This is a genomic window from Citrobacter sp. SX206 (assembly GCF_024181025.1).
GTDB lineage: Bacteria > Pseudomonadota > Gammaproteobacteria > Enterobacterales > Enterobacteriaceae > Citrobacter > Citrobacter youngae.
The window spans coordinates 368541-393138 of the sequence record NZ_CP049738.1 but is presented as its reverse complement, the minus strand read 5'-3'; the positions used below and the strand labels follow the sequence as shown (position 1 = coordinate 393138).

The 24598-nt window shown below is 52.3% G+C and carries 28 protein-coding genes; 8 read left to right on the top strand and 20 right to left on the bottom strand.

Annotated elements, in window-relative coordinates; genetic code table 11:
- Window positions 1-58: 58 nt before the first annotated feature.
- From bfd to fkpA, 10 genes are all read right to left on the bottom strand, one after another.
- Window positions 59-253, bottom strand: a complete 195-nt coding sequence (gene bfd, locus G8S19_RS01840) for a bacterioferritin-associated ferredoxin (protein ID WP_003031111.1) — start codon at window positions 251-253, stop codon at window positions 59-61.
- A 185-nt stretch (window positions 254-438) separates the two neighbouring features.
- Window positions 439-1623, bottom strand: a complete 1185-nt coding sequence (gene tuf / locus G8S19_RS01835; protein ID WP_003031109.1) for an elongation factor Tu — start codon at window positions 1621-1623, stop codon at window positions 439-441.
- A 69-nt stretch (window positions 1624-1692) separates the two neighbouring features.
- A complete protein-coding gene (fusA, locus tag G8S19_RS01830; RefSeq protein ID WP_003023659.1) occupies window positions 1693-3807 on the bottom strand; it encodes an elongation factor G in 2115 nt (704 codons plus the stop codon).
- A gap of 96 nt (window positions 3808-3903) precedes the next feature.
- Window positions 3904-4374, bottom strand: coding sequence for a 30S ribosomal protein S7 (gene rpsG / locus G8S19_RS01825; RefSeq protein ID WP_003023657.1), 471 nt, complete (start codon window positions 4372-4374; stop codon window positions 3904-3906).
- Window positions 4375-4469: 95 nt separating this feature from the next.
- Window positions 4470-4844 (bottom strand): 30S ribosomal protein S12, encoded by a 375-nt coding sequence (gene rpsL, locus G8S19_RS01820; protein WP_003023654.1) that lies wholly within the window; start codon window positions 4842-4844, stop codon window positions 4470-4472.
- Window positions 4845-4969: 125 nt separating this feature from the next.
- On the bottom strand, window positions 4970-5257 hold the full coding sequence (gene tusB / locus G8S19_RS01815) for a sulfurtransferase complex subunit TusB (RefSeq protein WP_003023651.1): 288 nt from the start codon (window positions 5255-5257) through the stop codon (window positions 4970-4972).
- A gap of 7 nt (window positions 5258-5264) precedes the next feature.
- On the bottom strand, window positions 5265-5624 hold the full coding sequence (gene tusC, locus G8S19_RS01810) for a sulfurtransferase complex subunit TusC (protein ID WP_253686007.1): 360 nt from the start codon (window positions 5622-5624) through the stop codon (window positions 5265-5267).
- Entirely contained in the window at window positions 5624-6010 is a 387-nt protein-coding gene (gene tusD, locus G8S19_RS01805) for a sulfurtransferase complex subunit TusD (protein WP_005121677.1), read from the bottom strand. Before tusD ends, tusC begins: the two co-directional genes overlap by 1 nt.
- The gene (locus G8S19_RS01800; RefSeq protein WP_003023643.1) at window positions 6010-6732 is read right to left on the bottom strand and encodes a transcriptional regulator; all 723 of its coding nucleotides are present in this window, start codon (window positions 6730-6732) and stop codon (window positions 6010-6012) included. Before G8S19_RS01800 ends, tusD begins: the two co-directional genes overlap by 1 nt.
- Before the next feature lie 167 nt (window positions 6733-6899).
- Window positions 6900-7718 carry an FKBP-type peptidyl-prolyl cis-trans isomerase gene (fkpA, locus tag G8S19_RS01795; RefSeq protein WP_048213527.1) on the bottom strand — a complete coding sequence of 273 codons (819 nt, stop codon included), beginning with the start codon at window positions 7716-7718 and terminating at the stop codon, window positions 6900-6902.
- A 232-nt stretch (window positions 7719-7950) separates the two neighbouring features.
- On the opposite strand from fkpA, the gene G8S19_RS01790 reads away from it, so the two are divergent.
- On the top strand, window positions 7951-8169 hold the full coding sequence (locus G8S19_RS01790; protein ID WP_003023639.1) for a protein SlyX: 219 nt from the start codon (window positions 7951-7953) through the stop codon (window positions 8167-8169).
- A gap of 197 nt (window positions 8170-8366) precedes the next feature.
- On the opposite strand, the gene slyD is transcribed toward G8S19_RS01790, so the two are convergent.
- The 4 genes from slyD to kefG form a co-directional block, all read right to left on the bottom strand.
- The gene (slyD, locus tag G8S19_RS01785; RefSeq protein WP_003023634.1) at window positions 8367-8972 is read right to left on the bottom strand and encodes a peptidylprolyl isomerase; all 606 of its coding nucleotides are present in this window, start codon (window positions 8970-8972) and stop codon (window positions 8367-8369) included.
- A 94-nt stretch (window positions 8973-9066) separates the two neighbouring features.
- A complete protein-coding gene (locus G8S19_RS01780) occupies window positions 9067-9267 on the bottom strand; it encodes a YheV family putative zinc ribbon protein (RefSeq protein ID WP_048213528.1) in 201 nt (66 codons plus the stop codon).
- Window positions 9268-9276: 9 nt separating this feature from the next.
- A complete protein-coding gene (gene kefB / locus G8S19_RS01775; RefSeq protein ID WP_048213529.1) occupies window positions 9277-11082 on the bottom strand; it encodes a glutathione-regulated potassium-efflux system protein KefB in 1806 nt (601 codons plus the stop codon).
- Window positions 11082-11633 (bottom strand): glutathione-regulated potassium-efflux system ancillary protein KefG, encoded by a 552-nt coding sequence (gene kefG, locus G8S19_RS01770; protein WP_048213530.1) that lies wholly within the window; start codon window positions 11631-11633, stop codon window positions 11082-11084. The genes kefB and kefG overlap by 1 nt, the downstream gene beginning before the upstream one ends.
- A gap of 132 nt (window positions 11634-11765) precedes the next feature.
- Between kefG and G8S19_RS01765 the strand changes: the two genes are divergently transcribed.
- The 4 genes from G8S19_RS01765 (at window position 11766) to G8S19_RS01750 (ending at window position 15909) form a co-directional block, all read left to right on the top strand.
- A complete protein-coding gene (locus tag G8S19_RS01765; protein WP_048213531.1) occupies window positions 11766-13667 on the top strand; it encodes an ABC transporter ATP-binding protein in 1902 nt (633 codons plus the stop codon).
- 81 nt (window positions 13668-13748) lie between these two features.
- A complete protein-coding gene (locus tag G8S19_RS01760; protein ID WP_253686005.1) occupies window positions 13749-14771 on the top strand; it encodes a hydrolase in 1023 nt (340 codons plus the stop codon).
- Complete coding sequence (locus G8S19_RS01755) at window positions 14768-14986, top strand: YheU family protein (protein ID WP_101743234.1); 219 nt, start codon at window positions 14768-14770, stop codon at window positions 14984-14986. Before G8S19_RS01760 ends, G8S19_RS01755 begins: the two co-directional genes overlap by 4 nt.
- 53 nt (window positions 14987-15039) lie before the next feature.
- Window positions 15040-15909 (top strand): phosphoribulokinase, encoded by an 870-nt coding sequence (locus G8S19_RS01750; protein ID WP_048213534.1) that lies wholly within the window; start codon window positions 15040-15042, stop codon window positions 15907-15909.
- Window positions 15910-16007: 98 nt separating this feature from the next.
- Here G8S19_RS01750 and G8S19_RS01745 read toward each other — a convergent pair whose 3' ends face one another.
- Window positions 16008-16412: an OsmC family protein gene (locus G8S19_RS01745; protein WP_043018552.1), complete on the bottom strand. Its 405-nt coding sequence runs from the start codon at window positions 16410-16412 to the stop codon at window positions 16008-16010.
- Between the two features lie 306 nt (window positions 16413-16718).
- On the opposite strand from G8S19_RS01745, the gene crp reads away from it, so the two are divergent.
- Window positions 16719-17351 carry a cAMP-activated global transcriptional regulator CRP gene (gene crp, locus G8S19_RS01740; RefSeq protein ID WP_000242758.1) on the top strand — a complete coding sequence of 211 codons (633 nt, stop codon included), beginning with the start codon at window positions 16719-16721 and terminating at the stop codon, window positions 17349-17351.
- A gap of 51 nt (window positions 17352-17402) precedes the next feature.
- The gene (locus G8S19_RS01735; RefSeq protein WP_253686600.1) at window positions 17403-19490 is read left to right on the top strand and encodes a YccS/YhfK family putative transporter; all 2088 of its coding nucleotides are present in this window, start codon (window positions 17403-17405) and stop codon (window positions 19488-19490) included.
- 94 nt (window positions 19491-19584) lie between these two features.
- On the opposite strand, the gene G8S19_RS01730 is transcribed toward G8S19_RS01735, so the two are convergent.
- The 5 genes from G8S19_RS01730 to ppiA form a co-directional block, all read right to left on the bottom strand.
- Window positions 19585-20802: an aspartate aminotransferase family protein gene (locus G8S19_RS01730; protein WP_048213535.1), complete on the bottom strand. Its 1218-nt coding sequence runs from the start codon at window positions 20800-20802 to the stop codon at window positions 19585-19587.
- An 85-nt stretch (window positions 20803-20887) separates the two neighbouring features.
- Complete coding sequence (gene pabA, locus G8S19_RS01725) at window positions 20888-21451, bottom strand: aminodeoxychorismate synthase component 2 (protein ID WP_124021948.1); 564 nt, start codon at window positions 21449-21451, stop codon at window positions 20888-20890.
- Window positions 21452-21482: 31 nt separating this feature from the next.
- Window positions 21483-22085: a putative adenosine monophosphate-protein transferase Fic gene (locus G8S19_RS01720; RefSeq protein WP_199954714.1), complete on the bottom strand. Its 603-nt coding sequence runs from the start codon at window positions 22083-22085 to the stop codon at window positions 21483-21485.
- Window positions 22075-22242 (bottom strand): YhfG family protein, encoded by a 168-nt coding sequence (locus G8S19_RS01715; protein WP_071887396.1) that lies wholly within the window; start codon window positions 22240-22242, stop codon window positions 22075-22077. The genes G8S19_RS01720 and G8S19_RS01715 overlap by 11 nt, the downstream gene beginning before the upstream one ends.
- Window positions 22243-22348: 106 nt before the next feature.
- Window positions 22349-22921, bottom strand: a complete 573-nt coding sequence (gene ppiA, locus G8S19_RS01710) for a peptidylprolyl isomerase A (RefSeq protein WP_003023595.1) — start codon at window positions 22919-22921, stop codon at window positions 22349-22351.
- Window positions 22922-23185: 264 nt separating this feature from the next.
- Between ppiA and tsgA the strand changes: the two genes are divergently transcribed.
- On the top strand, window positions 23186-24367 hold the full coding sequence (gene tsgA / locus G8S19_RS01705) for an MFS transporter TsgA (RefSeq protein WP_048213538.1): 1182 nt from the start codon (window positions 23186-23188) through the stop codon (window positions 24365-24367).
- Window positions 24368-24598 lie beyond the last annotated feature (231 nt).

Genomic DNA, 24598 nt, shown 5'->3' with positions numbered 1-24598 from the left:
CGCTTCCACTCTTAGAGCGTAGATGGGGCTACAGGGATGTCAAAAAAAAGAGTGTGACTTAGGCGATCTCTTTAAATTCTGGCATTTGCGTTAATTCATCCTGCATGACTTCACGAGCAGCACGAATGCACTTACCGCATTGATTTCCTACAGGAATAAATTTACGTAATTGCTGAAAGGACTGAGGGTGAAACTGGCGAACAGCCTGACGTATTTTTTTATCACTTATCGCATTACACAAACAAACGTACATGATCGCTCCCGTTCAATTTCTGTGCAAAGTGTAAATGAGAATAGTTATGATTACAATAGCGCAACGTTATTTACGCGGCGGGAGAATGAATAAAAAATGCGAATAAATATGACAGCTACTAAATTGCAGGCAGCAAAAAGGGCGCCGAAGCGCCCTTTTTAAGCTCAAAGCTAATTAATCAATAATTAGCTCATTACTTTAGCAACAACGCCCGCACCAACAGTACGGCCGCCTTCACGGATTGCGAAACGCAGACCGTCGTCCATCGCGATCGGGTGGATCAGGGTAACAACCATTTTGATGTTGTCGCCCGGCATTACCATCTCTACGCCTTCCGGCAGTTCGATGGTACCAGTCACGTCAGTAGTACGGAAGTAGAACTGCGGACGGTAGCCTTTGAAGAACGGAGTATGACGGCCGCCTTCGTCTTTGGACAGAATGTACACTTCAGATTCGAACTTGGTGTGCGGCTTGATAGAGCCCGGCTTAGCCAGTACCTGACCACGTTCGATTTCTTCACGTTTGATACCACGCAGCAGAACACCAACGTTCTCACCAGCACGGCCTTCGTCCAGCAGTTTGCGGAACATTTCAACGCCAGTACAGGTAGACTTGGCAGTCTCTTTGATACCAACGATTTCAACTTCTTCACCAACTTTGATGATACCGCGTTCTACACGACCGGTAACAACGGTACCACGACCGGAGATGGAGAATACGTCTTCGATTGGCAGCAGGAACGGCTTATCGATAGCACGTTCTGGTTCCGGGATGTAAGAATCCAGGAAGCCAGCCAGTTCGATGATTTTCGCTTCCCACTCTGCTTCGCCTTCCAGCGCTTTCAGAGCAGAACCACGAACGATCGGAGTGTCGTCGCCCGGGAAATCGTACTGAGACAGAAGTTCACGAACTTCCATTTCTACCAGTTCCAGCAGCTCTTCGTCATCAACCATGTCGCATTTGTTCAGGAACACGATGATGTACGGAACGCCTACCTGACGACCCAGCAGGATGTGCTCACGAGTCTGCGGCATCGGGCCGTCAGTCGCAGCAACAACCAGGATCGCGCCGTCCATCTGCGCAGCACCGGTGATCATGTTTTTAACATAGTCGGCGTGGCCCGGGCAGTCTACGTGTGCGTAGTGGCGAGTCGGGGTGTCATATTCAACGTGAGAAGTGTTGATGGTGATACCACGAGCTTTTTCTTCCGGCGCGTTATCGATCTGGTCGAATGCACGAGCAGCACCGCCGTAGGTTTTAGCCAGTACGGTAGTGATTGCAGCGGTCAGGGTAGTTTTACCGTGGTCAACGTGGCCGATGGTGCCGACGTTAACGTGCGGTTTTGTACGTTCAAATTTTTCTTTAGACACGGCTATATTCCTTACTATAGTGCTCTCCCCTATGGAGAGAGCACGGGACTTAGGTTTTAATCCTGTGGATTATTTACCACGGGCTTCAATAACGGCCTGAGCAACGTTGTTCGGCGCATCGTCGTACTTCAGGAACTCCATGGAGTAAGAAGCACGGCCTTTGGTCAGAGAACGCAGCTGGGTTGCATATCCGAACATTTCAGACAGCGGAACTTCAGCATGGATAACAACGCCAGTGACGTTGGATTCCTGACCACGAAGCATACCACGACGGCGGCTCAAGTCACCGATTACGTCACCGGTGTTCTCTTCCGGAGTCTCTACTTCAACCTTCATGATAGGCTCAAGCAGAACTGGTTTCGCTTTCTTAAAGCCATCTTTGAAGGCGATAGAAGCGGCCAGTTTAAACGCCAGCTCAGAGGAGTCAACGTCATGGTAAGAACCGAAGTGCAGACGCACGCCCAGATCAACAACCGGGTAACCAGCCAGCGGGCCAGATTTCAGCTGTTCCTGGATGCCTTTATCAACGGCCGGGATGTATTCGCCAGGAATTACACCACCTTTGATGTCGTTGATGAACTCGTAGCCTTTCGGGTTTGAACCCGGCTCCAGCGGGTACATGTCGATAACAACATGACCGTACTGACCGCGACCACCAGACTGCTTAGCGTGTTTACCTTCGATATCGGTAACTTTCGCGCGAATCGCTTCACGGTAAGCAACCTGAGGTTTACCGACGTTCGCTTCAACGTTGAATTCACGCTTCATACGGTCAACGATGATGTCGAGGTGCAGCTCACCCATACCAGCGATAATGGTCTGGTTAGATTCTTCGTCAGTCCATACGCGGAATGACGGGTCTTCTTTAGCCAGACGGCCCAGAGCCAGACCCATTTTTTCCTGGTCAGCTTTGGTTTTCGGTTCTACCGCGATGGAAATTACCGGCTCAGGGAATTCCATACGTTCCAGAATGATCGGGTGATCCGGGTCACACAGAGTGTCACCAGTGGTCACGTCTTTCAGACCGATAGCAGCAGCGATATCGCCCGCGCGAACTTCTTTGATCTCTTCACGTTTGTTAGCGTGCATCTGTACGATACGGCCGAAACGTTCACGTGCAGTTTTCACGGAGTTCAGGATGGTGTCACCGGAGTTAACCACACCAGAGTACACGCGGAAGAAGGTCAGGTTACCCACGAACGGGTCGGTAGCGATTTTGAATGCCAGAGCAGCAAACGGCTCGTCATCGCTAGCATGACGCTCAGCAGGAGTATCTTTACCGTCGTCCAGAATACCGTTGATCGCAGGTACGTCGACTGGGGATGGCAGGTAATCAATTACCGCATCCAGCATCGCCTGAACACCTTTGTTCTTGAACGCAGAACCACAGGTTACCAGGATGATTTCGTTGTTCAGAACACGCTGACGCAGAGCTTTTTTGATCTCTTCTTCAGTCAGTTCTTCACCACCCAGGTATTTCTCCATCAGCTCTTCTGAAGCTTCCGCAGCGGACTCGATCAGGTTCTGGTGCCATTCTTCAGCCAGTTCCTGCATGTCAGCCGGGATATCTTCATAAGTGAAGGTTACGCCTGCATCTTCTTCGTTCCAGTTGATGGCTTTCATTTTCACCAGGTCAACAACACCGGTGAACGCTTCTTCAGCGCCAATTGCCAGCTGCAGCGGAACAGGGTTCGCGCCCAGACGGGTTTTGATCTGACCAACAACTTTCAGGAAGTTCGCACCCATACGGTCCATTTTGTTAACGAACGCAATGCGCGGAACTTTATATTTGTTTGCCTGACGCCATACGGTTTCAGACTGAGGCTGAACACCACCAACTGCGCAGTAAACCATTACTGCACCATCAAGCACACGCATGGAACGTTCTACTTCGATTGTGAAGTCAACGTGCCCCGGGGTGTCGATGATGTTTACGCGATGCGGTTCGTACTGCTTAGCCATACCAGACCAGAATGCAGTAGTCGCTGCGGAGGTGATAGTAATACCACGCTCCTGCTCCTGCTCCATCCAGTCCATGGTGGCTGCGCCGTCATGAACTTCACCGATTTTATGGTTTACACCGGTGTAGAACAGAATACGTTCGGTAGTAGTGGTTTTACCGGCGTCGATGTGCGCACTGATACCGATGTTACGGTAGCGCGCGATGGGTGTTGTACGAGCCATTTGATTCCTCGTTTATCTTTTAGGCGTTCAATTTAAGTAGCCCAAAGCGGGCTGCTTACTAGAAGCGCCCGCCTGGTGACTAAAACTCCGAAGGGATTACCAACGGTAGTGTGCGAACGCCTTGTTGGCTTCTGCCATACGGTGAACGTCTTCACGTTTCTTAACTGCAGTACCTTTGTTTTCTGCAGCATCAGAAAGTTCGTTCGCCAGGCGCAGAGCCATGGATTTATCACCGCGTTTACGAGCAGCTTCAACGATCCAACGCATTGCCAGAGCATTACGACGGACCGGACGGACTTCAACTGGTACCTGATAAGTAGAACCACCAACGCGGCGAGACTTAACTTCGACAGTCGGGCGCACGTTTTCGAGAGCTACTTCGAAAGCTTCCAGTTCGTTTTTACCAGAACGCTGAGCCAGGGTCTCCAGCGCGCTGTATACGATAGTTTCGGCAGTAGATTTTTTACCATCTACCATCAGGATATTTACAAATTTAGCCAGCAGTTCTGATCCGAACTTCGGATCCGGCAGAATTTTACGCTGACCAATGACGCGACGACGTGGCATGGAAATACTCCGTTGTTAATTCAGGATTGTCCAAAACTCTAAGAGTTTAGTTTGACATTAATATAAAACGTTTGGCCTTACTTAACGGAGAACCATTAAGCCTTAGGACGTTTCACGCCATACTTGGAGCGTGATTGCTTACGGTCTTTAACGCCGGAGCAGTCAAGCGCACCACGAACGGTGTGGTAACGAACACCCGGGAGGTCTTTTACACGACCGCCACGGATCAGGATCACTGAGTGCTCCTGCAGGTTGTGACCTTCACCACCGATGTAGGAAGTCACTTCAAAACCGTTAGTCAGACGAACACGGCAAACTTTACGCAGTGCGGAGTTCGGTTTTTTAGGAGTGGTAGTATATACACGAGTACATACGCCACGTTTCTGCGGGCATGCTTCCAGCGCAGGCACGTTGCTTTTTGCAACTTTGCGTGCACGTGGTTTGCGTACCAGCTGGTTAACTGTTGCCATTAAATAGCTCCTGGTTTTAGCTTTTGCTTCGTAAACACGTAATAAAACGACCTCATACAATATGAGGACGCAGAATTTTAGGTCGGTGTCGAAAAGGTGTCAAGAAATATACAACGATCCCACAATTACCAGGACATCTGGCTGGGATGCTTCACCGTAAGTCTGACGAAGTCAGTATAGCTAACCCTGACGACACTGTCTGAAATTTGACCACTCAACCCGCGAGCCTTAATGTCTTCTTCCAGTACATAGACCTTAATGGAGGCATTTTGCAGACTTTCAAGGAAACGGCTTCCTTCGATTGCTGCCGTCACGCCATCCTGGAGCAATAAAAGTTCATCGTCTTTATCAATCAGACGAAGAAGAGAGGAGAAATCGGTAAGCCACGCGGAGCGATGTAGTGTGTGCAGCATGGGAGTCTCAAAACCTTAAAATGACGTCATAGTTGCCTAACTCACGGCGTAAATCTTCCGGTTCAAGCGCTGTCGCATCGATCACAAAATTACTCCCCTGCTGAAAGCCCCGCTCGCGTAATGAGGCAGCGCAGAGCCAACATTGATCGATATCGTACAACCCTAACAGTTTGAAGGTCGCGATATAGTCTCGCGCCAGCACGGCATCCGGTTGTTGTCCCTGGAGGATTTGAAAAACGCCATCGCCGATAAAAAACACGCCGAGGTCTTCCGTTAATGCAGATGTCGCCAGTAAAGCATCCAGTCCTTCGCGGCCGGATGCGCTGCCGTGCGGCACAGTAGAAAAAACAAAGGCAACACGTTTCATTAAAACTGCACCACGCGATCGCACGTCAGGGATGCTTCAGCCAGCGATCCAAGACCGCTGAGAGTAAATCCTGATTGTAAATTAGCACCAGACAACCCTAGCCGTGTTGCTTCAGTCTCATCAACAACACCACGCCGCAAGGCTGCCGCAACACAGATATTCAGCGCCACACCATGCTGTTGGTGAAGCTTTTGCCAGGCTCGAACTAAATCAAATTCATCACTGGCGGGCGATGTCAGAACGTTCGCGTTATACACGCCCTCACGATAAAAGAAAACGCTACACAACTCGTGTCCTTCTTCGAGTAGCGCATGCGCAAATTGCAATGCGCTACTCGCTTGCTGTGTGCCGTAGGCGGGCCCGGTTACCATGATGGCAAAACGCATTACTTATCTTGCCCCTGGAAATCACCGCTTTTGAACTGGCGAATATAGAGGTAGACCGTGTGCTTAGAGATGTTCAGACGATCGGCGACCTGATTGATCGCATCTTTAATATCGAAGATGCCTTTCTCATACAAATTCAGGACAATCTGACGATTCTTGGCATTGTTGGAGACATTACGATCGGCGTTCACTTCTTCAATGGTGAACTCCAGCGTCTGCGTCACCAGATCTTCGACTGAGGACGCGAAGTTCACGGCTGATCCCACTTCCGGGGTCTCCGGTGGGATAAAGGTATTCATTATCTGCGAGAAAGGAACATCAAGGTTCATGTTGATGCACAGCAGACCAATCACGCGATGCTCACGGTTGCGAATGGCAATCGTCACCGACTTCATCAAGACACCGCTTTTCGCGCGTGTGAAATAACACTTCGACACGCTGCTATCCGCACCCGTCATATCATGCAGCATACGCAACGCAAGGTCGGTAATCGGCGAGCCAATTTTACGGCCCGTGTGTTCACCGTTAGCGATGCGAATGGCCGAGCATTTCAAATCCTGCAAAGAGTGCAATACGATTTCACAATGGGAACCAATGAGCATCGCCAACCCGTCCACTACCGCTTCATAGGATTTAAGGATATCGAAGTCGGTTTGATCGAAAGGACGTTGATCCAGTAAATCTAGCTCACTGGTTTCGTTGGTTAAAAGCGACCTGGACATGAAAAAAAGCACTCCTTTTCAGGAGCCTGTCGTTATGTTGTCAGGGCAGGCTCATCACTATTATAGGGGCATCTAAAGTAATACAGCGCACAAGGCGCTTTCCAGTATTAATTATATCCTGTCGATAATAAAAAACCGCCGCCCTGTGGGCGGCGGTTTTTGTTCTCTTACTTTTTGCTGCTGTCTGCAGCTTTATCAGCCGGTGCAGCTTCTGGCTGCGCATCGGCTTTTGGTGCCGGTTTGATATCTAACAGCTCAACATCAAAGACCAGCGTGGAGTTTGCCGGGATGCCCGGAACGCCAGTTTTACCGTATGCCAGATCCGGTGGGATAACCAACTGGATTTTGCCGCCTTTCTTGATGTTTTTCAGGCCTTCAGTCCAGCCCGGGATCACGCCGTCAAGACGGAAAGAGAGCGGCTCACCACGGGTATAAGAGTTATCAAACTCTTTACCATCGATCAGCGTACCTTTGTAGTTAACAACCACGGTATCGCTGTCTTTCGGAGCGGCACCGGTACCTTCTTTCTCTACTTTGTAGACCAGGCCAGTGGCAGAGGTTTTAACGCCTTTCTCTTTAGCAAATTTCTCGCGGTATACTTTACCTTTGGCTTCGTTGTCAGCCGCGTCTTTTTCCATTTTTGCCTGAGCGGAGCTCTTCACGCGCGCTTCAAATGCCTGCAGAGTTTGTTCGATTTCCTGGTCAGACAGTTTGCTCTTATCTGCAAACGCATCCTGAACACCCGCGATCAACTGATCTTTATCCAGTTTGATGCCCAGTTTTTCCTGTTCTTTCAGGGAGTTTTCCATATAACGACCCAGGGACGCGCCCAGCGCGTAAGCGGCTTTTTGGTCGTCATTCTTGAATGCTGCTTTGCTGTCAGCAGTAGCGGCTGGTTTCGCAGCATCAGCAGCGAAGGTGATCGGGGCATGCAGAGCAACAGCCATTGTGGTCGCCAGCAGCGTTACTTTAAACAGTGATTTCATCCATATCTCCAGGGCCGGGGCATCTCACCCCAGGGTTAACTAACATAAAAATGTACTATAAAGCGTTGCAGAACAAATCAACATACAGGCACGCCCTATTATCACCACTTTTCAGACTCTTTTTGTTTAAATTAGTTTCGTTACCGAAGATTGAGTGCTGTGCAAACAGGCAAAGTTAAGTAGAATTCGCCGCAGTCCGCGATCTGCCGGAGAAAAAAGAAAGAGGTGAATCATGCAGGATACAACAATGGAAACTCGCCTGGCTGAACTGGAAAGTCGCCTGGCATTTCAGGAGATAACCATTGAAGAGCTCAACGTGACGGTGACCGCGCATGAACTGGAAATGGCCAAACTGCGCGACCATCTGCGTCTGCTGACGGAAAAGCTCAAAGCAACGCAACCGTCCCACATCGCGTCGCAGTCTGAAGAGACCCCTCCGCCACATTATTGAGACGTAAAAAAAGCGGGGATATCCCCGCTTTTTGTGTCCGAAGGCGATAACGCTTATCGGATCTACTCACATATACCCAAAGAATTTCAAATCACAGCAAGGCGGCAAGCTTGAGGAAGTCCTGGGAGCATAGATAACTATGCGACCGGGATTTGAAAGCGCAGCCAACACCGCTGTGAGTTGAAAGACGAAGGGTATTAGTGGCAACCGCAACCGCCGCCGTTACCTTTACCGCCACCGCCGCAGCAGCCTTCGCCGCCGTGCTCGTGACCATGGTCGTGACCGTGACCACCGCAGCAACCGTCATGACCGTGGTCATGATCGTGGTCGTGACCGTGCGCACCGTGAACGTGGCCGTGAGCCAGTTCTTCTTCGGTCGCTTCGCGGATCGCGACAACTTCGACGTTGAATTTCAGATTCTGGCCAGCCAGCATGTGGTTACCGTCAACCACAACGTGGTCGTCTTCCACTTCGGTAATTTCTACCGGTACCGGCCCCTGGTCAGTTTCAGCCAGGAAACGCATGCCAACCTGCAGTTCGTCAACGCCCATGAAGACGTCTTTAGGAACGCGCTGCACCAGATTTTCATCATACTGACCGTAAGCGTCGTTTGCGCCTACAGCAACGTCGAATTTATCGCCAACTTCATGACCGTCCAGCGCTGTTTCCAGGCCAGAAATCAGGGAACCGTGACCATGCAGGTAGTCCAGCGGTGCACTCACCGGAGACTCATCAACCAACACACCGTCTTCTGTACGTACCTGATAGGCCAGGCTGACCACCAGGTCCTTTGCTACTTTCATGATATCTCCTGAGCATGGAAAGAATAGTGGCGCAGATTGTAGCGGAATTCTGCACCCGTGTACCCTCTAGCTTAAAAAAAGCTGCGGCATATCGCTAGTCCGGATGAAAAATCCCGATCACTTGCTCTTCTTTGCGAACGTGCTCGCGGGCCTGTTTATCAGCCTCGCGCATCTGATGACCGCACTTAACACACTCAACAATATCGATATTATTTTCACGCCACATCGCCAGCGAATCCTGCGCCTGGCAGGACGGACATTTTGCGCCTGCAATAAAACGTTTACGAATTGCCATGGTTATCCTCTACTCAAATTCATCCCAGCCATCCAGCTGGCGCCGTTCTTTCTGCATCTCCCGCTGGAAAATCTCCTCCAGCTCGCGTCGGGCCTCTCTGGCACGAGAGATTTGCACCGTATCGGTGTGCATTGGGATCAATTCCCGTAGCATGTGCATATCGAGTCGACGAAAATGCAACTGGGCACGCTGCGCCTGATGCGGATGCATCCCCAACGACACCAGCGCTTTGCGCCCCAGTTCCAGTGCGCTCGAGAAAGTTTCACGGGAAAACTGCGTGACACCTGCCTGTAATAACTCATGCGCCTCTACACGTCCGCGCGCTCGCGCAAGAATATGCAAATGCGGAAAATGTTGTTGGCACAATTCCACCAGCTTCATCGTGTCTTCAGGTTCATTGCAGGTGATCACAATAGACTGCGCCGCCTCTGCGCCAGCGGAACGTAAAAGCTCCACCTGTGTGGCATCGCCGTAATAGACTTTATAGCCATATTTACGCATCAGATTCACCGCACTAATATCCCGTTCCAGAACGGTAATACGCATCTTATTGGCCATTAACAGGCGACCGATGACCTGACCAAAGCGCCCAAACCCCACCACAATCACCTGCGGCTTATCGTCTTCCACCCAGGGTTTTTCATCTTCTTCATCCGGGCCGTTAAACTGGCGGGAGAGCCATTTATCAATCAGCTTCATCAGCAGTGGCGTGGTCATCATCGACAGCGTGACGGTTACCAGCAAAAGTGCCATTTGATCGCCCTGAAACAGCCGCTGGGAAGATGCTGTTGAAAAAAGCACGAAGGCAAATTCTCCACCCTGGCTTAGCACCCCCGCAAATTGCATCCGCTCCGAGCTTCTCATGCCGTTCAGCCGCGCCAACACATAGAGCACCAGCGTCTTCACGATGACCAGTACTATCACGCTCGCCACTACCCACAAAATATGGGTATAAAGCACGCCAAGGTTAAGTGACATCCCCACAGAGATGAAAAATAACCCGAGCAAAAGCCCTTTAAAGGGATCAATCGCCGTTTCCAGTTCATGTCGGTATTCGCTTTCCGCCAGCAGCACGCCAGCGATAAACGTTCCCAGCGCCATCGACAGCCCCAGCGCATCCATAAATAAAGCAGAACCCAGCACCAACAGCAGCGTCGCAGCGGTGAACACTTCCCGCACGCCGGACCCCGCAATAAAGCGAAATACAGGACGCAGCAGATAGCGTCCGCCAATCAACATGCCAGCAAAAGCCAACACTTTCATGCCCACTTTGATCCAGTCAAAATGTTCATCGGCTGATCCTGCTAACAGCGGAACCAGCGCCAACGCCGGGATCACCGCCAGATCCTGGAACAACAGCACCGAAAAGCCCAGTTGTCCGGATTCGCTGCGGTTCATCCCTTTTTCCCGCATCAGCTGTAACGCCATTGCGGTCGATGACATCGCCAGACCAATGCCGCCAACCACTGCCGCCTGCCAGGAAAAGTCAGTGAGCATCAATAACCCTGCCAGGACAAGCGCGCTAAGTAACACCTGCGCGGCACCGACACCAAAAATTGAACGCCGCAATTGCCATAGTTTGGCCGGGTTAAGTTCCAGCCCGATGATGAACATCAGGAAGACCACGCCCAGCTCGGAGAAGTGCAGAATTTCATCCACATCGCTGATGAATCCAAGTCCCCATGGGCCAATAGCGATCCCCGCCAGCAAATAACCCAACACCGGTCCAATACCCAGCCGCGATGCCAACGGCACCGCAGCCACCGCCGCGAAAAGGAACAGCACTCCTGCAGTCAATAAATCAGAACCCTCCATCAGCGGCCTCCCACAGGGATCGGATTCGCCAGCCAGTCACCATACGCTTTCGCATGGCTGTCCAGCTCCTGCTTCGTTTGCCGTCTGGCCCAGTAAACGATGATGGGGCTCATCCAGTGCATCCGGCACATTCCTGCCGTTAGCTCGAAAGGGCGCAGCACATCACTCATCGGATAGCGGTTTAGCGCGTCATAGCGGTAGGCGCTTTCCGGTTCGCCGGTAGTGATCACACTCCGCCAGTACTTTCCCGCCAGTTGATTCCCTCCGGGGCCACTGGCAAACCCGCGGCTCAGTACGCGGTCAAGCCACTCCTTTAACAGCGCCGGACAGCTATAGGTGTAAAGCGGATGCTGAAAAACAATCACATCATGCTCACGCAGCAGTTCCTGCTCGTGAGAAATATCGATAAAAAAATCGGGATAGTGCGCGTATAGGTCGTGCACGGTAACATTACTGAGCTGTATGGCCGGTTTAAGCAGAACCCGGTTCGCGACCGAGTCCTGAGATTCCGGATGGGCATACAGCAGCAACACTTTCGCTGGCTGGGACATCATCCCCCTCCCGGTTTTGTCTTTTGTCTATTTTCGGCGTTTTGGGCTACCATTGCGCCTCGGTGCGGCAAACGGCCCACACATTACATTATCATAATGATAAATTAACATAGTCTGAACATACGGCGCCTTATGATTGTTTTCTCATCGTTACAAATTCGTCGCGGCGTGCGCGTCTTGCTGGACAATGCCACGGCCACCATTAATCCCGGGCAGAAGGTTGGCCTGGTGGGTAAAAATGGCTGCGGTAAATCTACCCTGCTGGCATTGCTGAAAAATGAAATCAGCGCTGACGCCGGCGGATTTACGTTCCCGGGAAACTGGCAGCTCGCATGGGTGAATCAGGAAACGCCTGCGTTACCACAGCCTGCGCTGGAATACGTGATTGATGGCGACCGCGAATATCGCCAACTGGAAGCCCAGTTAAACGATGCCAATGAACGTAACGATGGACACGCCATTGCCACCGTCCATGGAAAACTGGATGCCATTGACGCCTGGACCGTACGTTCACGCGCCGCCAGCCTGCTGCACGGCCTCGGTTTCTCTAACGAGCAGCTCGAGCGCCCGGTCAGCGACTTCTCCGGCGGCTGGCGTATGCGTCTCAACCTGGCACAGGCGCTGATTTGCCGTTCAGACCTGCTGCTGCTCGATGAACCGACCAACCACCTCGATCTCGACGCGGTGATCTGGCTGGAAAGATGGCTGAAAAGCTATCAGGGCACGCTGATTTTGATCTCCCACGACCGCGACTTCCTCGATCCGGTGGTGGATAAAATTATCCATATCGAACAACAAACCATGTTCGAGTACACCGGCAACTACAGCGCGTTTGAAATCCAGCGTGCGACCCGCCTCGCGCAGCAACAGGCCATGTACGAAAGCCAGCAGGAGCGTGTGGCGCATCTGCAAAGCTATATCGATCGTTTCCGTGCTAAAGCCACCAAAGCAAAGCAGGCGCAGAGCCGTATCAAAATGCTGGAGCGTATGGAGCTTATCGCTCCAGCCCATGTCGATAACCCGTTCCATTTCAGCTTCCGTGAACCTGAAAGCCTGCCTAATCCGCTGCTGAAAATGGAAAAAGTGAGTGCTGGCTACGGTGATCGCACAATCCTCGACTCTATCAAACTGAATCTGGTGCCGGGTTCTCGCATCGGCCTGTTAGGCCGCAACGGTGCGGGTAAATCAACGCTGATTAAGCTGCTGGCCGGCGAACTGGCCCCCATCAGCGGCGAGATTGGCCTGGCGAAAGGCATCAAGCTGGGCTACTTCGCTCAGCACCAGCTGGAGTTTTTACGCGCCGATGAATCGCCTATCCAGCACCTGGCGCGCATGGCGCCGCAGGAGCTTGAGCAGAAACTGCGAGACTACCTCGGCGGATTCGGCTTCCAGGGCGATAAAGTCAGCGAAGAAACCCGTCGCTTCTCCGGTGGCGAAAAAGCGCGTCTGGTGCTGGCGTTGATCGTCTGGCAGCGCCCGAACCTACTGCTGCTCGATGAACCGACCAACCACCTGGATTTAGATATGCGTCAGGCGCTGACCGAAGCGCTGATCGATTTTGAAGGCGCGCTGGTCGTGGTTTCGCACGACCGTCACCTGATTCGCTCCACCACCGACGACCTCTATCTGGTACACGACAAGAAAGTCGAGCCGTTTGACGGCGATCTGGAGGATTATCAGCAGTGGCTGAGCGATGTGCAAAAACAGGAAAGCCAGGGCGACGAACCGGCGAAAGAGAGCGTTAACAGCGCCCAGGCGCGTAAAGACCAGAAGCGTCGCGAAGCGGAACTGCGCACCCTGACGCAACCGCTGCGTAAAGAGATTACTCGTCTGGAAAAAGAGATGGAGAAACTGCACGCACAGCTGGCACAGGCGGAAGAGAAACTCGGCGACAGCGAACTGTACGACCAAAGCCGTAAAGCTGAGCTCACGGCATGTCTGCAACAACAGGCAAGCGCGAAGTCCGGGCTGGAAGAGTGTGAGATGGCCTGGCTGGACGCGCAGGAGCAGCTTGAGCAGATGCTGGCCGAGTAAGCACAAAATCACATATTGGCTAACCCGCACGCGCTGCGCACGGTATAGTTATTCTTTCCGATTATTAATTGCTCTGGTGTTATGGTTGAAATCACGTCCACAGAAATGACCCCACCTACCGACGATTCGCGAGAATTCCGCCCGATGCGCGGTATCAGTAACCGTCATTTACAGACGATGCTGCCGCGTTTAATTCGCCGCAAGGTGAAGTTCGATGCCCACTGGCAGCGTCTGGAATTGCCCGACGGCGATTTCGTCGATCTGGCATGGAGCGAAGATCCGCAACAGGCGAAACACAAGCCGCGCCTGGTGGTTTTTCACGGTCTGGAAGGCAGCCTGAACAGCCCGTACGCCCACGGCCTGATTGAAGCAGCACAAAAGCGCGGCTGGCTGGGCGTGGTGATGCATTTTCGTGGCTGTAGCGGCGAGCCAAATCGCCTGAATCGTATTTATCACTCTGGTGAAACAGAAGACGGCACCTGGTTTTTACACTGGCTGGAGCGTGAGTTCGGTCGTGTACCCACCGCTGCGGTTGGCTATTCGCTCGGTGGAAACATGCTGGCCTGCCTGCTGGCAAAAGAAGGGAACACGATCCCCATTGATGCCGCGGTTATCGTCTCCGCGCCTTTCGTGCTGGAAGCCTGTAGTTACCATATGGACAAAGGATTCTCCAAGGTCTATCAGCGCTACCTGCTTAACCTGTTGAAAGCCAATGCCTCGCGTAAGCTTGAGGCTTATCCTGGCTCGCTGCCGGTGAGTCTGGCCCAGTTGAAATCTCTGCGTCGCATTCGCGATTTTGACGATCTGATCACCGCCAAAATTCACGGTTTCGCCGATGCGATAGACTATTACCGTCAGTGTAGCGCCATGCCGCTGCTTAATCAGATAGCCAAACCCACGCTGATTATTCATGCCAAGGACGATCCGTTTATGGATAGTCATGTGATCCTTGAACCGGAAAATCTGCCCTCACAGGTGGAATATCAGCTCACCGAACACGGCGGCCATGTCGGATTCATTGGTGGTACGATACGCCATCCGGAGATGTGGCTGGAATCCAGAATCCCGGACTGGCTGACAACGTATCTGGAGGCGTCATCATGATCATCCCCTGGCAAGACATCTCCCCGGACTCGCTGGACAATCTGATTGAAAGCTTTGTCTTGCGCGAAGGCACCGATTATGGTGAACATGAACGCTCGCTCGAACAAAAAGTCGCCGACGTCAAACGCCAACTACAATCAGGTGAGGCCGTGCTGGTGTGGTCCGAACTGCATGAAACGGTCAACATTATGCCGAGGAAGCAGATTCACGAGTAACCCGTAGCCGCCGGCCGACTTTACTATAATTACAACCATTTCATGGAGTTGTTATGTCTGCCAAACATCCGGTGATTGCGGTAACAGGATCCAGCGGCGCGGGGACCACCACCACCAGCCTTGCGTTTCGTAAAATTTTCGCGCAGTTAAATCTGCGCGCCGCCGAGGTGGAAGGTGACAGTTTTCATCGCTATACCCGTCCGGAAATGGACATGGCGATTCGCAAAGCACGCGATGCCGGGCGGCATATCAGCTATTTCGGCCCCGAAGCTAACGACTTCGGTCTGCTGGAGCAAACCTTTATTGAATACGGCCAGACGGGCAAAGGTCAGTCGCGTAAATATCTGCACACCTACGATGAGGCCGTACCGTGGAATCAGGTTCCGGGGACATTTACGCCCTGGCAGCCGCTGCCTGAACCGACGGATGTCCTGTTCTATGAGGGACTGCACGGTGGCGTTGTCACCCCACAGCAAAACGTGGCCCGGCATGTCGATCTGCTGGTTGGCGTGGTGCCGATCGTAAACCTGGAGTGGATCCAGAAGCTGACCCGCGATACCAGCGAACGCGGGCATTCACGTGAAGCGGTAATGGACTCGGTGGTGCGCTCAATGGACGATTACATCAATTACATCACCCCACAGTTTTCCCGCACGCATATTAACTTCCAACGCGTACCGACCGTCGATACCTCTAATCCCTTTGCCGCCAGGAGCATTCCGTCACTGGATGAAAGCTTTGTCGTGATTCATTTTCGTAATCTGGAAGGCATCGATTATCCCTGGCTACTGGCCATGCTGCAGGGCTCATTCATTTCGCATATCAATACGTTGGTCGTGCCGGGCGGCAAGATGGGTCTGGCGATGGAATTGATTATGCTACCGCTGGTCCAGCGACTGATGGAAGGTAAAAAGATAGAGTGATATGTGGAAAGCGCCGGATGGCGCTTCGCTTATCCGGCCTACGACTCAACATCATCCTGTAGGCCGGATAAGGCAACGCCGCCATCCGGCATCAGCAATTACGCGGCAACGACTTCATAAGAATGGGTAATGTTCACCGCCTTTTCCAGCATCAGCGCTACGGAACAATACTTCTCCGCCGAGAGGTCAACTGCGCGAGACACAGACGCATCTTTCAGGTCGTTACCCGTTACAATGAAATGCAGGTTGATATGGGTGAACAGGCGCGGCGCTTCATCACGACGCTCGGAGGTCAGCTTCACTTCGCAGTTGGTCACATCCTGACGCCCCTTTTGCAGGATCGACACCACATCAATTGCGCTGCAACCGCCCGCAGCCATTAAGACCATTTCCATCGGGCTCGGCGCTTTATCACCAGAGTTACCGTCCATCAAAATTTGGTGGCCTGAGGCGGACTCACCGAGGAAGGTTAACCCCTCAACCCACTTTACACGCGCTTGCATATTTCGTAACTCCAATGTTTCAATTTTCCTGACAGATTACGCGTACATAACAATTCTCGCAATGGAAGGCGACCTGCGTCATGCTGAAGCGAGACACCAGGAGACACACGGCGAAAGCTATGCTAAAACAGTCAGGATGCTACAGTAATACATTGACGTACTGCATGTATGCAGAGGACATCACATTACAGGCCGTCGCACGTATTGACAGCCCCCTTCCCAGGTAGCGGGAAGCACATTTTTGCAAACCCAGAGACAGGTTGTTTTTTGGCTCTGGAGACAGCTTATAACAGAGGATAACCGCGCATGGTGCTTGGCAAACCGCAAACAGACCCGACTCTCGAATGGTTCTTGTCTCATTGCCATATTCATAAGTACCCATCGAAGAGCACGCTGATTCACCAGGGTGAAAAAGCGGAAACGTTGTATTACATCGTTAAAGGCTCAGTGGCAGTGCTGATCAAAGATGAAGAAGGGAAAGAAATGATCCTCTCTTATCTGAATCAGGGCGATTTTATTGGTGAATTAGGCCTCTTCGAAGAAGGCCAGGAACGTAGCGCCTGGGTACGTGCCAAAACCGCATGTGAAGTCGCTGAAATTTCCTACAAAAAATTTCGCCAATTAATCCAGGTCAACCCAGATATTCTGATGCGTCTGTCTTCTCAGATGGCTCGTCGTCTGCAGGTAACGTCTGAAAAAGTAGGCAACCTTGCCTTCCTCGACGTAACTGGTCGTATCGCCCAGACTCTGCTGAATCTGGCGAAACAGCCTGACGCAATGACTCACCCGGACGGCATGCAGATTAAAATTACCCGCCAGGAAATTGGCCAGATCGTTGGCTGTTCCCGTGAAACCGTTGGTCGTATCCTGAAAATGCTGGAAGATCAGAATCTGATCTCCGCGCATGGTAAGACCATCGTCGTCTACGGCACGCGTTAATCCCATCGACATGGCGTGTTACGTAGTAATGCGCCATTTTTGTTTGCTCCGATGTGGCGAAGACTGATTTATCACCCCGAGATCAACTACGCACTACGACAGACGCTGGTGCTATGTTTACCTGTGGCTGTCGGCCTTATCATTGGTCAGCTTCATCTGGGGCTCTTATTCTCCCTCGTCCCTGCCTGCTGCAATATTGCCGGTCTTGATACCCCGCATAAGCGCTTTTTCAAACGCTTAGTGATTGGCGCGTCTTTGTTTGCCGGATGCAGTCTGATCATGCAGTTACTGCTGGCAAAAGATATACCGCTGCCGCTGATCCTCACCGGCCTGACGCTAATTCTTGGTGTAACCGCAGAATTAGGCCCTCTGCATGCGCGACTACTACCTGCCTCGCTTATCGCGGCAATTTTCACGCTCAGCCTGGCCGGGAACATGCCCGTCTGGGAGCCACTGCTGATCTACGCGCTGGGCACATTGTGGTACGGCCTGTTCAACTGGTTTTGGTTCTGGATGTGGCGCGAGCAGCCGCTGCGTGAATCGCTCAGTTTGTTGTACCGCGAATTAGCCGATTACTGTGAGGCCAAGTACAGCATGCTGACCCAGCATGCCGATCCCGAAAAAGCGCTTCCTCCCCTGCTGGTGCGCCAACAAAAAGCGGTGGATTTAATTACCCAGTGCTATCAGCAAATGCATATGCTGTCGGCGCATCGCAACAACGATTATAAGCGCCTGCTACGTGCCTTTCAGGAGGCGCTCGATTTACAGGAACATATTTCCGTTAGCCTCCACCAGCCGGAAGAAGTGCAAAAGCTGGTTGAACGTAGCCACGCCGAACAGGTGATTCGCTGGAATGCGCGCACCGTCGCCGAACGCCTTCGCGTACTGGCCGATGATATTTTATATCACCGCTTACCGACCCGTTTCTCAATGGAAAAGCAGATTGGCACGCTGGAGAAAATCGCCAACCAGCATCCGGACAATCCGGTAGGTCAATTTTGCTACTGGCACTTCAGCCGTATTGCCCGTGTGCTACGCACCCAGCGACCACTGTATGCCCGTGATTTAATGGCTGACAAGCAGCGTCGGCTGCCGCTGATCCCTGCCCTGAAAAGCTATTTGTCGTTGAAATCCCCTGCGCTGCGTAATGCCGGACGCATCAGCGTCATGTTGAGCATTGCCAGCCTGATGGGCAGCGCCTTACACCTGCCAAAACCCTATTGGATTTTGATGACAATCCTGTTCGTCACGCAAAATGGCTACGGGGCAACCCGGGTACGTATTTTACACCGTTCAGTAGGGACGCTCGTCGGCCTGGTGATCGCTGGCGTCACGCTGCACTTTCATATTCAGGAAGGTTACACGCTGGCAGGCATGCTGCTGATAACCCTGGTGAGTTATCTGACCATCCGCAAAAACTACGGCTGGGCTACCGTCGGCTTTACGGTCACCGCGGTATATACCCTGCAACTGCTGACGCTGAACGGGGAACAGTTTATCGTGCCGCGGTTTATCGATACGATCACTGGCTGCCTGATCGCTTTTGGCGGGATGCTCTGGCTGTGGCCGCAGTGGCAGAGCGGTTTACTGCGTAAAAACGCCCACGATGCGTTAGAAGCCGATCAGGAGGCCATTCGCCTGATCCTGAGCAACGATCCCCAGGCCACACCGCTGGCGTATCAACGCATGCGGGTCAACCAGGCGCATAACACGCTGTTCAACTCACTTAACCAGGCGATGCAGGAGCCTGGGTTCAACTCGCACTATCTGGCGGACATGAAACTGTGGGTTACGCATAGCCAGTTCATCGTCGAACACATCAACGCAATGACTACGCTGGCAAGGGAACATACGATGCTGACGCCGGATTTGGCGCAGCGGTATCTGGAATCCTGCGAAATTGCGATCCAGCGCTGTCAGCAGCGGCTGGAATATGACGGCCCCGGAAGCTCCGGCGATGTGAATATTCTCGAGGCGCCAGAGATGCTGTCCCATGGGCCTTTAAGCACCCTTGAGCAGCACCTACAGCGGATATTGGGGCATCTGAATACCATGCACACCATTTCGTCGGTAGCATGGCGTCAGCGACCGCATCACGGGATCTGGCTGAGCCGCCGACTGCGGGATATGAAGGGTTAAGAGAGTTGCCGGATGGCGGCGTAACGCCTTATCCGGCCTACGGGGTAAGGTGTGATTCGTAGGCCGGATAAGCGTAGCGCCATCCGGCAATCCATCAACCCACCACTTTCGCCACGGCCTGCGCGAAGCGCTGCATCCCTTCATCAATATCAGCCTGCTCCACCACCAGCGACGGCGCAAAACGCATCACGTCCGGCCCGGCATTCAGTACCATCACGCCTTCATTCGCCGCGGCGTACAAGAAATCACGCGCCCGGCCTTTAAACTGCGGCTTAAGTTCGGCGCCAATCAGCAATCCCATCCCGCGAATATCACTGAAAATGTCGAACTGTTGGTCAATTTTCTGCAAATGCTGAACAAACGCCTGACGTTTGGCCTGAATACCTTCCAGCACTTCCGGCGTGTTGATGATATCAAACGCAGCTCCCGCAACCGCGCAGGCCAGCGGGTTACCGCCGTATGTGGAGCCGTGTGAACCCACGTGGAACGCGGAGGCAATCTCCTGGGTGGTCAGTACCGCGCTCACCGGGAAGCCGCCGCCGAGCGCCTTGGCGCTGGTCAGGATATCCGGCGTCACGCCGTAGTGCATATAGGCAAACAGTGAGCCGGTACGCCCCATTCCGCTCTGTACTTCATCAAATACCAACAATGCCTGGTGCTGATCACAAAGTTCACGCAAACCTTGCAGGAATGCCGGCGTTGCCGCAGTAACGCCACCCTCGCCCTGAATAGGTTCGATCACCACCGCACAGGTATGATCGTCCATCACCGCTTTGACCGCATGCAGATCGTTAAACGGTACATGGATGATATCCGCCGGTTTGGGTCCAAAGCCGTCGGAGTATTTCGGCTGCCCGCCGACGGATACGGTAAACAGCGAACGACCGTGAAACGCGTTATGGAAGGCAATAATCTTGGTTTTGAACGGGCTATGGCGCACGCAGGCATAGTGGCGCGCCAGCTTAAAGGCGGTTTCGTTAGCTTCGGTACCGGAGTTCATGAACAGTACGCGTTCGGCGAAGGTTGCATCAATGATTTTACGGCCTAAGCGCAACGCCGGTTCGTTGGTAAAAACATTGCTGGTATGCCACAGGGTTTCGCCCTGAGTTTTTAACGCCTCAACCAGCGCCGGATGGCAATGCCCTAACGCGGTAACTGCAATACCACCCGCGAAATCAACGTACTCTTTACCCTGTTGATCCCATACTCGACTCCCTTTCCCTTTTACAGGGATAAACTCAGCCGGTGCATAAATCGGCAGAATCACTTCATCGAATGTCGCGCGTGTAATTGCAGTTTGTTCAGTTGCCATGTCATTACCACCCTGTTAAGCAGAAATGCTAGTGAAATTATAATCACAAAATATGAATAAAAAATCACTGAATAGCAACCACAAATCACCGGTTGAGGAAATTAGCCAGCAGCTGATGCCCCTGTTCGCTGAGAATACTCTCCGGGTGAAACTGCACCCCTTCCATATCCCACTCCCGGTGGCGAATACCCATGATCTCCTGCGTTTCACTCCAGGCGGTCACCTCAAAGCACTCAGGCAACGTCTCAGGTGCGACCACCAACGAATGGTAGCGCGTTACCGTTAATGGATTGGCGAGCCCCTGAAAAACGCCCTGCCCGTTATGCGTAATCGGCGACGTTTTACCATGCATCACTTTCGCCGCCCGCACCACGGTCGCGCCAAAGGCCTGCGCCATCGCCTGATGGCCCAGACAAACACCCAGCAGAGGGATCTTCCCTGCGAAATAGCGAATAACCTCCAGCGAAATACCGGCGTCATCCGGCGTACAGGGTCCCGGGGAAATCACTATTTTCTGCGGATTCAGCGCATCAATTTGCGCCAGCGTCAGCGCGTCGTTGCGCCTGACAAGGACATCTGCGCCCAGTTCGCAGAAGTATTGATACAGGTTCCAGGTAAAAGAATCGTAGTTATCGATAAGCAGGATCATGGCGGCTCCGGTACAGAAGAACCGCGCTATTCTACTCAGTTTCCAGGGCTTCGCTTACCACTTTACGAAATATCGCCTGCAGTGCGGACAGGTCCCCCATGGCACCGCTTTGATTTGCCTGGTTCCACTCCTCAACCTGGATGCCCTCCCAGTTGAGTATATACCCGGCATGAATCGCCAACTGTTCGAAGAAAATACGCTGCGCCAGACCACTGCCGATGCGAAACGGGTGCAGCACATTAATTTCACAGTAGTAGTGTGCGAGGCGGTCGACAAACTTGTCTTCCGGTAATCCCACCAGCCAGGACTCATCTTCCAGGTCCTGCATCAGTGCATTGCCCTCTTTCTCGATATAAGCGAAATGGCAAAAGCGGGTATCGCCCTGGTAGATATCGACTTCTCGCAGATGTCCCGCCCAGTCAAAAATATCCTGATAGAGTTGGCGATGAATAGCACACAGATGCGGCAAACCCCGTTTAAGCGGGCCCAATTCGATAGTTGCCGCGCGCAGCGCCGTCAACTCATAAGCTGCCTGCGCCAGACGCTGCGCCTGATGAACCCCCAGCCGGTTACGCATGACATTCAGGCCCGGATATAAATAGGGGTCACGTCCATCACCGAATTTATCGCTCATAGTGCCTCCGCAATTCTTCAAGACGCGCCAGGGCGTCTTCAGCGCTCAGAGTAACCCGTGGAATATCCACGCCTTCCAGTCGCCGGCTTGCCTGGAAATTGGCATTTCGCCGTTGTTCCCAGATCCTGGACTTTTGTTTATCGGTGAGTTTTTTCACGTGACCTCCCTGAATGAGCCGACACTTGCCACAAGTATAAGCAGCAATTTCGGGTTACGCAGAGAAGGGAGAGAACGCGGGCAAGCGCTGCCCGCGCAAAATACGATTACGGCAGGACTTTGGCTGAAAGGATAACAATCGGTTTTGACGGAACATTCTGGTAAGGACCGACATCGTGGGTCTGAACCTGAGAGATCTTATCCGCGACATCCATACCTTTCACAACTTTACCAAAGACAGCGTAGCCAAAATCACGCTGGCCGTGATCGAGGAATGCATTGTCCGCAATGTTGATAAAGAACTGGCTGGTCGCGCTGTCTTTATCCGCAGTGCGCGCCATAGCAATCGTGCCACGGGTGTTACGCAGTCCGTTATCGGCTTCATTCTTGATTGGCGGGTTAGGTTTCTTCTGCTGCATCTGCTCGGTAAAACCACCACCCTGCACCATGAAGCCAGGGATCACACGGTGGAACGTAGTGTTGTTATAGAAACCGCTGTTGACATAATCGACAAAGTTTTGCACTGAAACCGGGGCTTTCTGACTGTTCAGCTCCAGCTCAATGTTACCAGCAGAGGTTGTCAGCAGGACATGCGGATCCCCTTTCGCTGCCAGCGCTGCGGGAGAGAGAGCAGAAAGAGCGAGAACAGCTGCAACAGCCGCCAGAGTCGATTTGAGCATGAGAATTCCTTAACAAGAGCAGAAATGAAGCAAGTGGATTGATTCTAAAGAGCCTTCATGAACAAGGCCATCCCTTTACCTAATTTTACGTACTTGAAACAAATGTAACCTCATAGCCGTAAATACCTATGTGATCACGATCACATACAAAAATGTAACAGACTCAGTAATTACCAAAAAACATTTAAATACATCACTAAAACGCCTAAAATCTGCCCGCTCACGGCGCCGTTAATGCGCCTTACACTTCTATACAGGCCAGTCATGACTAACAGCAATCGCATTAAGCTCACATGGATTAGCTTTCTCTCCTACGCCCTGACAGGTGCGTTGGTCATTGTCACCGGGATGGTGATGGGAAACATCGCAGACTATTTCCATTTGCCCGTTTCCAGTATGAGTAACACTTTCACCTTCCTGAATGCAGGTATCCTGATCTCTATTTTTCTGAATGCCTGGCTGATGGAAATCGTGCCGCTGAAAACGCAATTGCGTTTTGGCTTCATCCTGATGGTCCTGGCGGTCGCCGGACTGATGCTCAGCCACAGCCTGGCCTTGTTCTCTGCGGCCATGTTTGTGCTGGGTGTGGTGAGTGGTATCACCATGTCGATTGGTACATTCCTGGTGACCCAGATGTACGAAGGTCGCCAGCGCGGTTCCCGCCTGCTGTTTACCGACTCCTTCTTCAGCATGGCAGGCATGATTTTCCCAATGGTGGCAGCATATCTGTTAGCACGTAGCATCGAGTGGTATTGGGTCTATGCCTGCATCGGCCTGGTCTACGTCGCTATTTTCCTGCTGACCTTCGGTTGTGAATTCCCGGCACTGGGTAAACACGCGCAGCAACCGGACGCGCCGGTAGTGAAAGAAAAATGGGGGATTGGTGTGCTGTTCCTGGCGATCGCCGCGCTGTGCTACATCCTCGGTCAGTTGGGCTTTATCTCCTGGGTTCCGGAATACGCCAAAAGCCTGGGTATGAGCCTGAACGACGCAGGTAAACTGGTCAGCGACTTCTGGATGTCTTACATGGTTGGCATGTGGGCGTTTAGCTTCATTCTGCGTTTCTTCGATTTGCAACGCATCCTGACCGTACTGGCGGGTCTGGCCACCGTGCTGATGTATCTGTTTATCACGGGTACGCCGGAACATATGCCGTGGTTCATTCTGACGCTGGGCTTCTTCTCCAGCGCGATTTATACCACCATTATTACCCTCGGCTCACAGCAGACGAAGGTCGCCTCACCAAAACTGGTTAACTTCGTTCTGACCTGCGGCACCATCGGTACTATGCTCACCTTCGTGGTCACCGGTCCTATTGTGGCGCACAGCGGCCCGCTGGCGGCATTGCAGACGGCGAACGGTTTGTATGCCGTCGTATTCGTGATGTGCTTTATTCTTGGGTTCGTCACGCGTCATCGCCAGCATAACGCGCCAGCCACGCATTAATCTCACTGCCGGATGATATCTGTGCTATCCGGCACACTCTCGCGCCCTCTTCCTTTCACTGGTCATGTAGGCCAATTCTTACAAAAACCCCTTAAATTGTGCGCTTTTTATACAAACACGAAAAGCCAGTTAATTCCGTAACTTATAAAAATGCAGTTAAATCAGTCATATACCCCTTAAGGAGTATATAAGGCCGAATTTGATTTGTATCAATAAGTGCGGTTGCTGAAT